The following is a 12,806-nucleotide window of genomic DNA, read 5'->3' as shown; positions in this document are numbered from 1 at the left end:
TTAGAAGGACATCTTCTTGAAGATCGGCTCGGGGATGTGCTGGATCACCAGCATGATCAGCCGCCAGATCGGCGCTGTGTAGATCACGTTGCGGCGGCGGCGGATGCCCTTGAGGATATCCTCGGCCACGGCCTCGGGCGTCGTCATGAAGGGCATCTTCATGCCATAGGTCATCGGCGTGTCGACCGGGCCGGGCTTGACCGTCATTACATGCACGCCCTTGCGTCCGCAGCGGTTGCGCAGACCCGACAGGTAGGTCGAGAACGCCCCTTTGGCCGCGCCATAGACATAATTGTTGAGCCGCCCGCGATCCCCCGCCACCGACGAGATGCCGACGATCGTGCCGGAACCGCGCTGTTCGAGCAGCGGGGCAAGCTGTTGCAGGAAGGTCGCCGGGCCGGTGACGCTGTCGGCAATGACGCCCGCGATCAGCGCCGGGTCGGCGTCGATTGCGGATTGCTCGGGCATCGAGCCGACGAAGGAGATCGCGTTGATCTCACCTTCCTCGGCGGCGAGGCGGTCGATCAAGGCCGCGTAATTGGCATGGTTGCGCGCGTCGAACTGCATCACCTCGACCAGCCGCGCGCCGCGCAGTCGGCAGTCTGCGGCCAGAGGCTCCAGCGCCTCGGTGTTGCGACCGGCCAGAAACAGCGCGCAGCTTTCGGCGGCAAGGCGGCGGATCAGCGGGCGGGCCATGGCGGAACCCGCGCCCAGAACGATCCAGCTTTTCATCATGTCGTGGTCCTCAGTTGCAGTCGGCGGATCAGGTCGGTGACATAGGCGCCCTGCGGGTCTGCCTTGGCCACTTCCTTCTGCCAGTCGGAAAGTTCGGGATACATGGCGCGGATCTGGGCGCCCTCGGCCAGGCTGTCCTTGGCGAAGTAAAGCCGCCCGCCCGCGTCGGCGGTGCGCGCCTCAAGCCGCTTGATCAGCGCGCGCGCGGCATCGCGGTTGGGGAAATCGACGGCAAGCGTGTAGCCCTCCATCGGGAAGCTAAGATAGCCCGCGCGCCCCGGCCCCATGCGCTTGAGCACGGCGAGCGGTGAGGCAAGGCCCGAACTGGCGATCTCGTCAAGCATCGCGCGCAGCTCGCTCACCGCGGCAAGCGGGACTACGCATTGGAACTGGTGGAAGCCGCGCCGCCCGTACAGCCGGTTCCAGTCGTGGATCTTGTCGAGAGGGAAGAAGAAATCCGCCATCGGCTTGACCAGCGTGCGCCCGCGCGCGGGCACGCGGTGGTAATAGGCCCAGTTGAAGACCTGCACGATGGGCGCGGCCAGCGCGAAATGCGGGGCATCCATCGGCACACGCCGTGCCTTGTCGCGCTGCCGCACAAGGCCCGCGCCGCTTTCGCCTTCCTCGACGATGCCGCGGCCAAGGGCGGCACCCGTCGCGGTGGCGTCGATCCAGCCCACGGTATAGGTCGCGCGCGAGGCATCAAGCAGGGCTACATGTTCGTCCCAATCCGCCGCGCGGCGCTCGGTCACGATCATCACATCGCCCTTGCAGGGCCGCATCCGCAGCCTAGCCGAGGTGATCACCCCGGTCTGGCCAAGTCCGCCCGCCGTTGCGCGAAACAGTGCCGAGCCGGGGGTGACTCGCACGGGGCCGCCTTGCTGGATCAGCGTGATCTCTGCGACATGCTCGGAGAACGAGCCAAGAAGATGGTGGTTCTTGCCATGCACGTCCTGGCCTATGCAGCCGCCGACGGTGGCAAAGCCGGTGCCGGGCATCACGGCGGGCAACCAGCCGCGCTGCGCGAAGGCCGCGGCGATATCGCCGATGCGCGCACCGGCCTCGACATGCAGCTCGCCGCTTTCCGGGTCGAAGGACAGCATCCGGTCAAGCTGGCTCATGTCGATGGCGCGCCCGCCCGAGTTCAGCGCGGCATCGCCATAGGAGCGCCGCATCCCGAAGGCGGGCGCGGTTTCCGAGGCCAGAAGGTCGTCGGGGTTCTGCGGGCGGGCAACCTCGCCCCTGGCGCGCAGCGCGCGTCCCCATCCGGCATATTCCTGCGGTGTCCAGCGCATCGTGCTACCCTTGGGCCTTCAGTGACAGGCGCTCGGCCAGCGGGAAAACCATAAGGCCGATGCCGATGGCAAACCAGAGCGTCGTCAGTCGGATCACCGCCGTCGCGGGGACCGAGACCTCCAGAGGGATGCCTTCAAGGCTGAGCAGCGCGACCATCGCGGCCTCGGCCCCGCCCAATCCGCCCGGCGCGCCCGACAGCCCGCCAGCCAGCGTGGCAAAGACAAAGATCGCGACGGCTTTCCACAGGCCGATATCGGCGCCCATCCAGACCAGAAGCAGGTGGAACGACACGCCCTCGGCCATCCAGCCCGCAAAGCCAAGCGCCAGCGCGAGCGCCATCGTCGGCCCGTGCGAGAAGCGCGACAAGAGCCGCGCGGCCCCACGCGCCCGCGCGAACAGGCGCGAGAACCGCCCGACAGCACGGTGGCAAAGCGTGATCAGCACGGTCAGCAGGCGCGGCCGGGTCGCCACGACAGCGGCGGCAAGCGCGAGTATGACGACCGGGGCCGCCCCGGCGATGCCCCCGGCAGCGAGCGAGACCGAAAGCGCAAGGATCAGCGCCATCACCGCCAGATCGCCCGCGCGGTCCATCAGCACAAGCGGCGCGCTGCGCTCGACCGGCCAGCCGGTCTCGCGGCGCAGCCAACGCATCCGCACCAGCTCGCCCACGCGGCCGGGCGTCACCGACATGGCAAAGCCGCCCAGATAGTGGCGCAGGTTCTGGAAAAGTCCGGTGCGCAGCCCCAGACGCCGCGCCAGCAGGTGCCAGCGCGCGCCGCGCAGGACGTAATTCGACAGCGACAGCGCCAGAAGGGCCGCGACCTGCCAAAGATGCAAGGCGCGCATCTGCGCCCAGGTCTCAGCCCAGCCGGTGGCCGAGGCAAGGCCGGTCAGCCCCGCGCCTACCAGCGCCAGAAGACCGCCCAAAAGCGCCCAATCCCGCCAGCGGCGGGATTTCGGGGGCGCGGATCTGTGCGGGCTCGTGCTCATCATTGATGTGAACTTAGCAACAGAATCGGGCGGGATTGTGGAGTTGTTGAGGATGGGGCGACAATTTCCGGCCCTCATATGTCAGGCGCCGTCCGCCTGCGGAAGGCGCAAGCCCCGCCGGATGGGCGGGGCTTGCGGTTGTTCTCAGTCGACGATGGTCGCCTCTGTGGCGGCGCGCAGCTCGGCCTCGGTCACGCCATCGGCCAGTTCGACGATCTTCAGACCGCCCGGAACCACGTCCATCACGCCCATATTCGAGATGATCCGGTCCACGACGCCCTTGCCGGTCAGCGGCAGGGTGCATTCCTTGAGCACCTTCGATTCACCGTGCTTGTTGGCGTGATCCATGACCACGACGACGCGCTTGACGCCCGCCACCAGGTCCATAGCGCCACCCATGCCCTTCACGAGCTTGCCCGGGATCATCCAGTTCGCCAGATCGCCATTCTCGGACACTTCCATCGCGCCCAGGATCGCCATGGCGATCTTGCCGCCGCGGATCATCCCGAACGAGGTCGCGCTGTCGAAATAGGCGGTGTTCGGCACTTCGGTGATGGTCTGCTTGCCCGCGTTGATCAGGTCCGGGTCCTCGTCACCCTCATAGGGGAAGGGACCCATGCCGAGCATGCCGTTTTCCGATTGCAGCGTCACCGTCACCCCCTCGGGGATGAAGTTCGGAACCAGCGTCGGGATGCCGATGCCGAGGTTCACATAGGTGCCGTCTTTCAGTTCCTTGGCGGCGCGGGCCGCCATTTGGTTACGATCCCACATGGATTAGGCCTCCCGCTTGCGCACGGTGCGCTGTTCGATCCGCTTCTCGTGCTCGCCCTTGATCAGGCGGTGCACGTAGATGCCCGGCAGGTGAATCGCATCGGGGTCGAGCGAGCCCACGGGCACGATCTCTTCGACTTCCATCACGCAGACCTTGCCGCACATCGCCGCCGGCGGGTTGAAGTTGCGCGCGGTCTTGCGGAAGATCGCGTTGCCGCTCTCGTCAGCCTTCCAGGCTTTGACGATTGAGACATCGGCGAAGATGCCGCGCTCAAGGATGAAGGTCTCGCCGTTGAAGTCCTTGTGCTCCTTGCCCTCGGCGATGACGGTGCCCACGCCGGTCTTGGTGTAGAAGCCGGGGATACCGTGGCCGCCCGCGCGCATCCGCTCGGCCAGGGTGCCCTGCGGGTTGAACTCCAGCTCCAGCTCGCCCGAGAGGTACTGGCGCATGAATTCCGCGTTCTCGCCCACGTAGGAAGACATCATCTTCTTGATCTGCTTGGTGTCGAGCAGCTTGCCAAGGCCAAAGCCGTCAACGCCGCAGTTGTTCGAAGCGATGGTGAGATCCTTCACCCCGCTGTCCACCAGCGCGTCGATCAGCAGTTCGGGGATGCCGCACAGGCCAAAGCCGCCTGCGGCGATGAACATGCCGTCGAACAGAAGCCCGTCCAGGGCCTCCTTCGCCGATCCGTAAACCTTCTTCATGGGATCCTCCCGTTTCCGTCGGGGGAATTTGTGACGAAGGGGGGCGCGGGTGTCAATTGCGGCGTTGCAGCGTGGCGCTATTGTTTGCGCTCAAGTCCGGCCCGCGGACGCATTTTTCGGCACGGCCCTGAGGGCCGCGCCTTTTCTGCATCGCACTCAGTCCGCTGCGGTCTTTTTTGCGGCGGCTTTCTTCGGCGCCGCTTTCTTGGCGGCAGGCTTTTTCGCGGCGGCCTTCTTGGGCGCAGCTTTCGTCGCCTTGGCGGAGGCCTTCTTCTTGCCGCCCTTCGAGGCCTTGGCCTCGATCAGCGGCAGCGCCTCTTCCAGCGTGATCGCCTCGGGCTCGATGTCCTTGGGCAGGGTGGCGTTCACCTTGCCCCATTTGACATAGGGCCCGTAGCGACCGGGCATGACCTGAACCGGCCCGCCATCCGGGTGCTCGCCCAACTCCTTGAGCGGCTTGGCTGCTGCACCGCGCCCGGGGCCGCGCGCGGCCTTTTGCGCCAGAACCTCGATCGCGCGGTTCATGCCGATGGTGAAGACCTCATCGACCTCGGGCAGGTTCGCATAGGTCGAGTTGTGCTTCACATAGGGGCCGTAGCGGCCGATTCCGGCCTCGACGAGCGCGCCATCCTCGGGGTGGATGCCGATCTCGCGCGGCAGGTTGAGCAGCATCTGCGCGCGCTCAAGGTCGATCGACTCGGGCGACCAGCCCTTGGGCAGGCTGGCGCGCGGGGGTTTCGGGGTCTCGGCCGTGGCCTCGCCCTTTTGCACATAGGGGCCGAAGCGGCCGATGCGCAGGGTGATCTGCTCGCCGCCATCCTCGCCCAGGATCTTGCCGTCCAGCGCCGCGCCATCATCGTCCGAGGGCGCCGAGAGCGGGCGGGTGTACCGGCATTCGGGGTAGTTGCCGCAACCAATGAAGGCGCCGCCCGAACGCGCGGTCTTCAGGTGCAGGCGCCCCGCGCCGCAAGAGGGACAGGCGCGCGGATCGCCACCATCGGCGCGCGGCGGGTAAAGATGCGGGCCCAAAACCTCGTCGATCTTTTCCAGCACCTCTCCGATACGCAATTCGGCGGTCTCGCCAAGCGCGGCCGAGAAATCGCGCCAGAACCGGGCGAGCACCTCTTTATAGGGCCGGTCACCTGCCGAGATATCGTCAAGCTGATCTTCAAGATCGGCGGTGAAATCGTATTCGACATAGCGGCGGAAATAGTTCGTCAGAAAGGCCGTCACCAGCCGCCCGGTATCCTCGGGGATCAGGCGGTTCTTGTCCTTGCGCACATAGCCGCGGTCCTGGATCGTGGTCACGATCGAGGCATAGGTCGAGGGGCGCCCGATCCCAAGCTCTTCCATCCGCTTGACCAGTGTCGCTTCGGTGTAGCGCGGCGGGGGCTGGGTGAAGTGCTGATCGGGCGTGATCTGGCCTTTCTTGGCCTCTTCGCCCTGCATGATCTGGGGCAGGCGCGCGCCGTCATCGCCCTCGTCATCGTCGCGGCCCTGGTCATAGACCTTGAGGAAGCCGTCGAAGGTCACGACCTGGCCGGTCGCGCGCAACTCGACCTCACCATCCTTCGAGCCGACATCGACGGTGGTGCGCTCCATCATCGCGGCGGCCATCTGGCTGGCGATGGTGCGCTTCCAGATCAGATCGTAAAGCTTCCACTGATCGTCGGCGACCTTCAGCTTTTCCGGCCCGAGGTTCATATCGGTCGGGCGGATACATTCGTGCGCTTCCTGCGCGTTCTTGGCCTTGTTCTTGTACATCCGCGGGCTGGAGGGGACATATTTCTCGCCGAACCGCGTCTTGATCGCGTCGCGCGCGGCCATCACCGCCTCGGGCGCCATGTCGATGCCGTCGGTCCGCATATAGGTGATGTAGCCCGCCTCATAGAGCCGCTGCGCCGCCGACATGCAGGCCTTGGCGCCCATGCCGAACTTGCGGCTGGCCTCTTGCTGAAGGGTTGAGGTCATGAAGGGCGGGTAGGGGTTGCGGCTGGCGGGCTTGGCCTCAACCGATTTGACCGTCAGATCGCGCGAGGTCACCGCATGCACGGCAATCTCGGCATCGGTCGCGGTGGCGAGGTCGAATTTCTCAAGCTTCTTGCCGCCCAGAACCGTCAGGCGCGCGGTGTACGTCTGACCACGCGGAGTGCTCAACTCGGCTGTCACCGTCCAGTATTCGCGGGCCTTGAAGGCCTCGATCTCCATCTCGCGCTCGACGATCAGACGCAGGCAGACCGACTGCACGCGCCCCGCCGATTTCGCCCCCGGCAGCTTGCGCCAGAGCACCGGCGAGAGGTTGAATCCCACCAGATAGTCCAATGCGCGGCGGGCAAGATAGGCCTCGACCAGCGCGGTATCGACCTGACGGGGGTGCTGCATCGCCTCGGTGATCGCGGCCTTGGTGATCGCGTTGAAGGTCACGCGGCTGACCTTTTTCTTGGTCAGCTTGCTCGCCAGCGCCTGCTCGAGATGCCATGAGATCGCCTCCCCCTCGCGGTCAGGGTCGGTTGCCAGGATCAGTTCGTCATCGTCCTTGAGCGCGTCGGTAATCGCCTTGATATGCTTTTTCGAGTCGCTCGCGACCTCCCATTTCATGTCGAAATCATGCTCGGGGTCCACCGAGCCATCTTTCGCGGGCAGATCGCGCACATGGCCGAACGAGGCCAGAACCGTGTAATCAGAGCCCAGATATTTGTTGATTGTCTTGGCCTTGGCGGGGGATTCGACAACAACAACGGCCATGACTTCCTCTTTATCGGTCCAGAAATGCACTTGGGGGCGGACCATGTGGGGCATCCGGGCCGAATGTCAATGATACTTGCAGGCCGCGCCGGGAACGCCTGAATGGCGTGGCGCGGGCGCTTGAGGCGCCGACACGGTTACGTTCGGGACAGGTGAATTCTAGGCGCGCGCGATCATCGCACCGGGCTGGCGCAGGATCAGCCCGTCGAGTTCCAGCCCCATCAGCGCCCGCGCAAAGCTGGCCGCATCGCAGCCCAGATCGCGGATCAGCGCGTCTTCGGGGGTGGGGCTTGGCCCGAGCCTCTCCAGGATTGCTTGGCCGAGCGGTTCGTCGCCGAGGGGCAGGGGAGACGTCTGCTTCGGGGCGGTTGAGACCACGCGCGGTTTCGGGGGCGCCTTGAGCGGTGTCTCCGGCGCTGCCCCCAGAACCTCAAGGATATCTTCGATCCCGCGCACCAGCGTGGCGCCGTCGCGGATCAGCGCGTTGCAGCCGCTTGCGCGCGCATCCATCGGATGGCCCGGCACGGCCATCACCTCGCGCCCCTGATCAAGCGCCATGCGCACCGTCAGCAGACTGCCCGAGCGCGCGGCGGCCTCGATCACGATGGTGGCGATCGACAGGCCAGCGATGATCCGGTTGCGCTGCGGAAAGTGGCGTGCTTGGGGGCTGGTGCCCGGCGCATTCTCGGCTAGCCGCAGGCCCGAGGCTGCCATCTGTTCGGCCAGTTCCGCGTTCTCATTTGGATAGATGACGTCGATTCCGCCCGCCTGCACCCCGATGGTGCCCGTGGGCAGGGCGGCGCGATGCGCCTCGGCGTCAATGCCGCGTGCGAGCCCTGAGACGACTGTATACCCCGCCGCACCCAGATCCTGTGCCAAGCGCCGCGCCATGCGCCCGCCAAGCGACGACGCATTGCGCGCGCCCACAAGCGCCACGCAGGGGCGTGCAAGCAGCGCCACATCGCCAAGCGCCCAAAGCACCGGGGGCGCATCGGCAATGTCGTGCAGGGCCGAGGGGTAGTCTTGCTGCCCCCAGATCAAAAGCCGCGCGCCCGCCTTGCGGCCCGCCCGCAACTCGGCCCGCGCAACACTTTCGGGGCAGGGCTCATAACCCGCGACGCCCGCAATTTTCGCGACCTCGGGCAAGGCCGCCAATGCGGCCCGCGCCGAACCATGTTCGGCCAGCAGCCGGTGAAATGTCGTAGGGCCTACTCGGCGCGAGCGAATGAGCCGGAGGAACGACAGCTCGTCTTCTACCGTGGTGGGTGGGGTGAAGGGGGTGTGGCAGGAAAACAGGTCTGCTTTCATCCGCGCCTCCGTCTCATTCGCCCTCCCTGTTTGCACGACGAGGGTTAACAAGACGTTAGCGCATCCCGATTCGCCCCGAAATCAGGCGGCCGAACCGCCCACCGTCAGCCCGCTGATCATCAGGGTGGGCTGACCCACGCCGACCGGCACCCATTGCCCCGCCTTGCCGCAATTGCCGATGCCGGGGTCCAGCGCCATGTCATTGCCAATGGCGCGGATCTGGCGCATCGCGGTCGGGCCGTCGCCAATCAGGGTGGCGCCCTTGACCGGCGCGCCGACGATACCGTTCTTCACGCGGTAGGCCTCGGTGCAGGAAAAGACGAACTTGCCGTTAGTGATGTCCACCTGACCGCCACCGAAACCGATCGCATAGATGCCTTCCTTCAGATCGGCGAGGATTGCTGCCGGGTCGGTCTCACCCCCAAGCATATAGGTATTGGTCATGCGCGGCATGGGGATATGCGCGAAGCTCTCGCGCCGCCCGTTGCCGGTGGGCTTGACCCCCATCAGGCGGGCGTTCTGGCGGTCTTGCATGAAGCCCACGAGCACCCCGTCCTCGATCAGCACATTGCGGCCCGAGGGCGTGCCCTCGTCATCCACGGTGATCGAGCCGCGCCGGTCGGGGATCGTGCCGTCATCAAGTACGGTCACGCCCTTGGCCGCGACCTGCTGGCCCATCAGCCCGGCGAAGGCCGAGGATTTCTTGCGGTTGAAATCGCCCTCGAGTCCGTGTCCGACCGCCTCGTGCAGCAAAACGCCGGGCCAGCCGGGGCCAAGCACCACGTCCATCTGCCCGGCGGGGGCGGGCTCGGCCCGCAGGTTGACCAGCGCGATGCGCAGGGCCTCGCGGGCGACGGGCTGCCAATGGGTGGGCTCGATCAGGCCGGCAAGGCCGAAGCGACCGCCGCCGCCATGCCCGCCGCTCTCGCGCCGCCCGTTCTCCTCGACGATGACCGAGATATTCAGCCGCGCCATCGGCCGGATGTCAGACACCAACCCTCCCTCGGGTCGCAAGATGAAGACCTCTTGCAGGCTGGCGGCCATCGAGGCCGAGACCTGCACAACGCGCGGGTCGAGCGCGCGGGCGAAGGCGTCGATCTCGCGCAGGATGTCGATCTTGGCGCCAAAGCTCGCGTCGGTCATGGGATCGGCGTCGGTATAAAGATGTCGGTTCGTGCCGGGCGGGGGAGCGGCCAGGACGCCGCCGCCATCGCCCACGGCCAGCCGCGCGGTCTCGGCGGCGCGTTTCAGGGCGGCCTCGGATATTTCGGTCGAATGGGCGTATCCGGCGACCTCGCCATTGACCGCGCGCAGGCCGAATCCCTCGGAGGCGTCGTAAGACGCGTTCTTGACGCGCCCGTCATCGAACACCAGCGCCTCGGAGCGGCGCCGTTCCAGGAACAGCTCGCCATCCTCGGCGCCCGCAGTCGCCTCGCGCAATATACGCAGGGCGGCGGCCTCGTCGATCTGGGTTTCGAAGGGAGCGAAACGGTCCTGGGCCATGTGACTGTCCTTTCGTAAGATCAAGGAAAAGCGACAGCTTGTCGCACCTTTTTCTTGCCGGGGCGAAATGAATATGTATCTGTTGGATACATACAGCGCGGGCCGGTGAAGGGAAGCACCGGTTTTGTGCAAGCGGCTGGGAGAGCCGCAAGAGGGAGATAAAATTCGTATGCGCTTTGCGTCTATCCGCTGCGGTTTCGCGGCAGCTTTCACTTCGGCCATGGTGGCCGGGCAGGTTTACGCGCAGGATATGATCACGGGGCTGCCGGTCATTGGCAAGCCGCACGCTATGGGGCTTGGCTTCCAGCCCGCCTCGTCCGAGCTGGCGCATGATCAGCAGTGGCTCGACGGGATGCTTCTGAGCATCATCACCGTGATCACCCTGTTCGTCTCTGGCCTGCTGATCTACGCGATGCTGCGCTTCAACCAGCGCGCTAACCCCAAGCCGGCGCGCTTCACCCACAACACCCCGCTCGAGGTCGCCTGGACGCTTGTTCCGATCGTGATTCTCGTGATCGTTGGCGCGTTCTCGCTGCCGACGCTGTGGAAACAGCAAGAGATCCCGGCTGCCGACATCACCATCAAGGTTACCGGCTACCAGTGGTACTGGGGCTATGAATATCCCGACGAGGGCGTGGCCTTCGACGCGCTGATGCTGGCCAAGGAAGACCTTTCCACCCATGGCTATGCTGAGGACGAGTATCTGCTGGCGACCGACAACGCCGTTGTCGTGCCGAAGGGCAAGACCATCGTGATGCAGGTCACCGGTGCCGACGTGATCCACAGCTGGGCGATGCCTGCCTTCGCCGTCAAGCAGGACGCCGTGCCGGGCCGTATCGCGCAGCTCTGGTTCAACGCCGACACCGAGGGCGTGTATTTCGGTCAGTGCTCGGAGCTTTGCGGCCAGGCTCACTCCTATATGCCGATCGTCGTGAAGGTCGTCTCGGACGAGGTCTATGCCCAGTGGCTTGAGCGCGCCAAGAACGGCTTTGCCGCCGTCGAGACCGACTCGCCGGTGAAAGTCGCTTCGAACTGAGGCGGGCCAGATGAGCGACATCTCTTATATCGACCGCTCCGGTGAGGCTCAGTTCGGCGATTTCGTCGCCCTGCTGAAGCCGCGCGTGATGTCGCTCGTTGTCTTCACCGCCTTTGTCGGGCTGGTGGTGGCGCCGATGCCAGTGCATCCCTTCGTCGCCTTCACCGCGATCCTGTTCATCGCCCTTGGCGGCGGAGCCTCGGGCGCGCTGAACATGTGGTATGACGCGGATATCGACCGTGTCATGCGTCGCACCGCGAACCGGCCGATCCCGGCGGGGCGTGTGAGCGAGGGCGAGGCGCTTGGCTTCGGTCTGGCGCTGGCGGGGATTTCCTGCGTGATGCTGGCGCTGGCCTCGAACATCTTCGCGGGGGCCTTCCTGGCCTTCACGATATTCTTTTACGTCATCGTCTATACCGTCTGGCTCAAGCGCCGCACGCCGCAGAACATCGTTATCGGCGGTGCAGCCGGTGCCTTCCCGCCGATGATCGGCTGGGCCGTGGCGACGGGGGGAATCAGCCTCGAATCCGTGGCAATGTTCATGATCATCTTCCTCTGGACCCCGCCGCATTTCTGGTCGCTGGCGCTGTTCATGAAGGACGACTACTCGAACGCCGGTGTGCCGATGCTGACTGTGACGCATGGTCGCCGCACGACGCGCAAGCAGATCCTGATCTATTCGCTGATCCTCGCGCCCGTCGCAGTTGGCGCGGCCTTCACCTCGATCGGTGGGCCGGTCTACCTGGCGGCCGCGCTGGTGCTGAACGCGCTCTTCATCCGTGGTGCCTGGCGTCTGTGGCGCCGTGACGAAGAGGTCGCGCAGGCGGAAAAATACAGTGCCGAGAAGCGTTACTTCTATTTCTCGCTGCTCTACCTGTTTGGCCATTTCTCGGCCCTGCTGGTTGAGAAGGGGCTAGGCTTCTTCGGGATGGGGGGCTGGTAATGCCGATCACGCAAACGCATGAGCTGCATCAGCGCCGCTTCTCGCGCAACCTCGGGCTTGGCGCGGTTCTGCTGGCTTTCGTCGTGCTGGTCTTCGGGCTGACGGTGGTGAAGGTCAACCGTGGCGACAAGATGGAAGCCTACGATCACCAGCCGCGCGCCTCGGTGCTTCCGGTTGCTCCGGAGGCCAAGCAATGAGCGCAGCCGCCGCCAATACCCGGATGATGCGTCGGCTTTTGGCCGTCGTCGTCGTCATGGGCGCATTGGCATGGGCGGCCGTGCCGTTTTACAGCTGGTTTTGCCGCACCACTGGCTATGGCGGCACCACGAATACCGCCGAGGCGGAGTCGGATGTCATCCTTGATCGTACCGTCGAGGTGCGCTTCGACGCCAATGTCGGCAAGGGGATGGACTGGGAATTCCGCCCGATGCAGAACACCATGACGCTGCGCATCGGCGAAACGGGTCTGGCCTATTACGAGGCCTATAACCCCACCGACCGCGTCATCGCGGGCACCGCCGCCTATAACGTGGCCCCCGACCTTGCGGGCTACTACTTCGACAAGATCCAGTGCTTCTGCTTCACCGAACAGGTGTTGCAGCCGGGCGAGCGTGTCGAGATGCCGGTTTCCTTCTTCGTCGATCCCAAGATCGTCGATGACCCGGACGCGAGCCGCATCCACTCGATCACGCTTTCCTATACTTTCTATGAAACCGATCTGCCTTCGCAGCAGGCCGCAGCCGCGCCCGCAGCGAAGCTCCCCGTAAACTGAGG

The 12,806-nt window shown here is 65.4% G+C and carries 12 protein-coding genes; 4 read left to right on the top strand and 8 right to left on the bottom strand.

Annotation, left to right across the window (positions count from 1 at the left end; translation table 11 throughout):
• The 8 genes from LZA78_RS11005 to tldD all read right to left on the bottom strand — a co-directional run bounded on the left by LZA78_RS11005 (position 1) and on the right by tldD (position 10,053).
• Complete coding sequence (locus LZA78_RS11005; protein ID WP_233676976.1) at positions 1-735, bottom strand: SDR family oxidoreductase; 735 nt, start codon at positions 733-735, stop codon at positions 1-3.
• A complete protein-coding gene (locus tag LZA78_RS11000) occupies positions 732-2,030 on the bottom strand; it encodes an FAD-binding oxidoreductase (RefSeq protein ID WP_233676975.1) in 1,299 nt (432 codons plus the stop codon). The genes LZA78_RS11005 and LZA78_RS11000 overlap by 4 nt, the downstream gene beginning before the upstream one ends.
• 4 nt (positions 2,031-2,034) lie before the next feature.
• Positions 2,035-3,021 carry a lysylphosphatidylglycerol synthase transmembrane domain-containing protein gene (locus tag LZA78_RS10995; RefSeq protein ID WP_306798975.1) on the bottom strand — a complete coding sequence of 329 codons (987 nt, stop codon included), beginning with the start codon at positions 3,019-3,021 and terminating at the stop codon, positions 2,035-2,037.
• 144 nt (positions 3,022-3,165) lie between these two features.
• On the bottom strand, positions 3,166-3,792 hold the full coding sequence (locus LZA78_RS10990; RefSeq protein WP_233676973.1) for a 3-oxoacid CoA-transferase subunit B: 627 nt from the start codon (positions 3,790-3,792) through the stop codon (positions 3,166-3,168).
• Between the two features lie 3 nt (positions 3,793-3,795).
• Positions 3,796-4,497: a CoA transferase subunit A gene (locus LZA78_RS10985; protein WP_233676972.1), complete on the bottom strand. Its 702-nt coding sequence runs from the start codon at positions 4,495-4,497 to the stop codon at positions 3,796-3,798.
• 156 nt (positions 4,498-4,653) lie between these two features.
• A complete protein-coding gene (topA, locus tag LZA78_RS10980; protein WP_233677004.1) occupies positions 4,654-7,242 on the bottom strand; it encodes a type I DNA topoisomerase in 2,589 nt (862 codons plus the stop codon).
• Positions 7,243-7,401: 159 nt separating this feature from the next.
• On the bottom strand, positions 7,402-8,550 hold the full coding sequence (dprA, locus tag LZA78_RS10975) for a DNA-processing protein DprA (RefSeq protein WP_233676971.1): 1,149 nt from the start codon (positions 8,548-8,550) through the stop codon (positions 7,402-7,404).
• Between the two features lie 81 nt (positions 8,551-8,631).
• The gene (gene tldD / locus LZA78_RS10970) at positions 8,632-10,053 is read right to left on the bottom strand and encodes a metalloprotease TldD (protein ID WP_233676970.1); all 1,422 of its coding nucleotides are present in this window, start codon (positions 10,051-10,053) and stop codon (positions 8,632-8,634) included.
• 169 nt (positions 10,054-10,222) lie between these two features.
• On the opposite strand from tldD, the gene coxB reads away from it, so the two are divergent.
• Genes coxB through LZA78_RS10950 form a run of 4 tightly spaced genes read left to right on the top strand, consistent with a single transcriptional unit; the run spans position 10,223 to position 12,804 of the window.
• Positions 10,223-11,089, top strand: coding sequence for a cytochrome c oxidase subunit II (gene coxB / locus LZA78_RS10965; RefSeq protein ID WP_438811071.1), 867 nt, complete (start codon positions 10,223-10,225; stop codon positions 11,087-11,089).
• A 10-nt stretch (positions 11,090-11,099) separates the two neighbouring features.
• Positions 11,100-12,032, top strand: a complete 933-nt coding sequence (gene cyoE, locus LZA78_RS10960; RefSeq protein WP_233676969.1) for a heme o synthase — start codon at positions 11,100-11,102, stop codon at positions 12,030-12,032.
• Complete coding sequence (locus tag LZA78_RS10955; RefSeq protein WP_233676968.1) at positions 12,032-12,229, top strand: cytochrome c oxidase system small membrane protein; 198 nt, start codon at positions 12,032-12,034, stop codon at positions 12,227-12,229. Before cyoE ends, LZA78_RS10955 begins: the two co-directional genes overlap by 1 nt.
• Complete coding sequence (locus LZA78_RS10950; RefSeq protein ID WP_233676967.1) at positions 12,226-12,804, top strand: cytochrome c oxidase assembly protein; 579 nt, start codon at positions 12,226-12,228, stop codon at positions 12,802-12,804. The genes LZA78_RS10955 and LZA78_RS10950 overlap by 4 nt, the downstream gene beginning before the upstream one ends.
• The last annotated feature ends 2 nt before the right edge of the window (positions 12,805-12,806 follow it).

Source organism: Rhodobacter flavimaris (genome assembly GCF_021378075.1).
Classification (GTDB): domain Bacteria; phylum Pseudomonadota; class Alphaproteobacteria; order Rhodobacterales; family Rhodobacteraceae; genus Rhodobacter; species Rhodobacter flavimaris.
Note: the sequence above shows the minus strand (reverse complement) of the source record. Positions and strands in the feature narration are given on the sequence as shown.

Bases quoted from the DNA above. Each gene is read 5' to 3' on its own strand.
- LZA78_RS11005 (WP_233676976.1), bottom strand. From the start codon at position 735: ATGATGAAAAGCTGGATCGTTCTGGGCGCGGGTTCCGCCATGGCCCGC.
- LZA78_RS11000 (WP_233676975.1), bottom strand. From the start codon at position 2,030: ATGCGCTGGACACCGCAGGAATATGCCGGATGGGGACGCGCGCTGCGC.
- LZA78_RS10995 (WP_306798975.1), bottom strand. From the start codon at position 3,021: ATGAGCACGAGCCCGCACAGATCCGCGCCCCCGAAATCCCGCCGCTGG.
- LZA78_RS10990 (WP_233676973.1), bottom strand. From the start codon at position 3,792: ATGTGGGATCGTAACCAAATGGCGGCCCGCGCCGCCAAGGAACTGAAA.
- LZA78_RS10985 (WP_233676972.1), bottom strand. From the start codon at position 4,497: ATGAAGAAGGTTTACGGATCGGCGAAGGAGGCCCTGGACGGGCTTCTG.
- topA (WP_233677004.1), bottom strand. From the start codon at position 7,242: ATGGCCGTTGTTGTTGTCGAATCCCCCGCCAAGGCCAAGACAATCAAC.
- dprA (WP_233676971.1), bottom strand. From the start codon at position 8,550: ATGAAAGCAGACCTGTTTTCCTGCCACACCCCCTTCACCCCACCCACC.
- tldD (WP_233676970.1), bottom strand. From the start codon at position 10,053: ATGGCCCAGGACCGTTTCGCTCCCTTCGAAACCCAGATCGACGAGGCC.
- coxB (WP_438811071.1), top strand. From the start codon at position 10,223: ATGCGCTTTGCGTCTATCCGCTGCGGTTTCGCGGCAGCTTTCACTTCG.
- cyoE (WP_233676969.1), top strand. From the start codon at position 11,100: ATGAGCGACATCTCTTATATCGACCGCTCCGGTGAGGCTCAGTTCGGC.
- LZA78_RS10955 (WP_233676968.1), top strand. From the start codon at position 12,032: ATGCCGATCACGCAAACGCATGAGCTGCATCAGCGCCGCTTCTCGCGC.
- LZA78_RS10950 (WP_233676967.1), top strand. From the start codon at position 12,226: ATGAGCGCAGCCGCCGCCAATACCCGGATGATGCGTCGGCTTTTGGCC.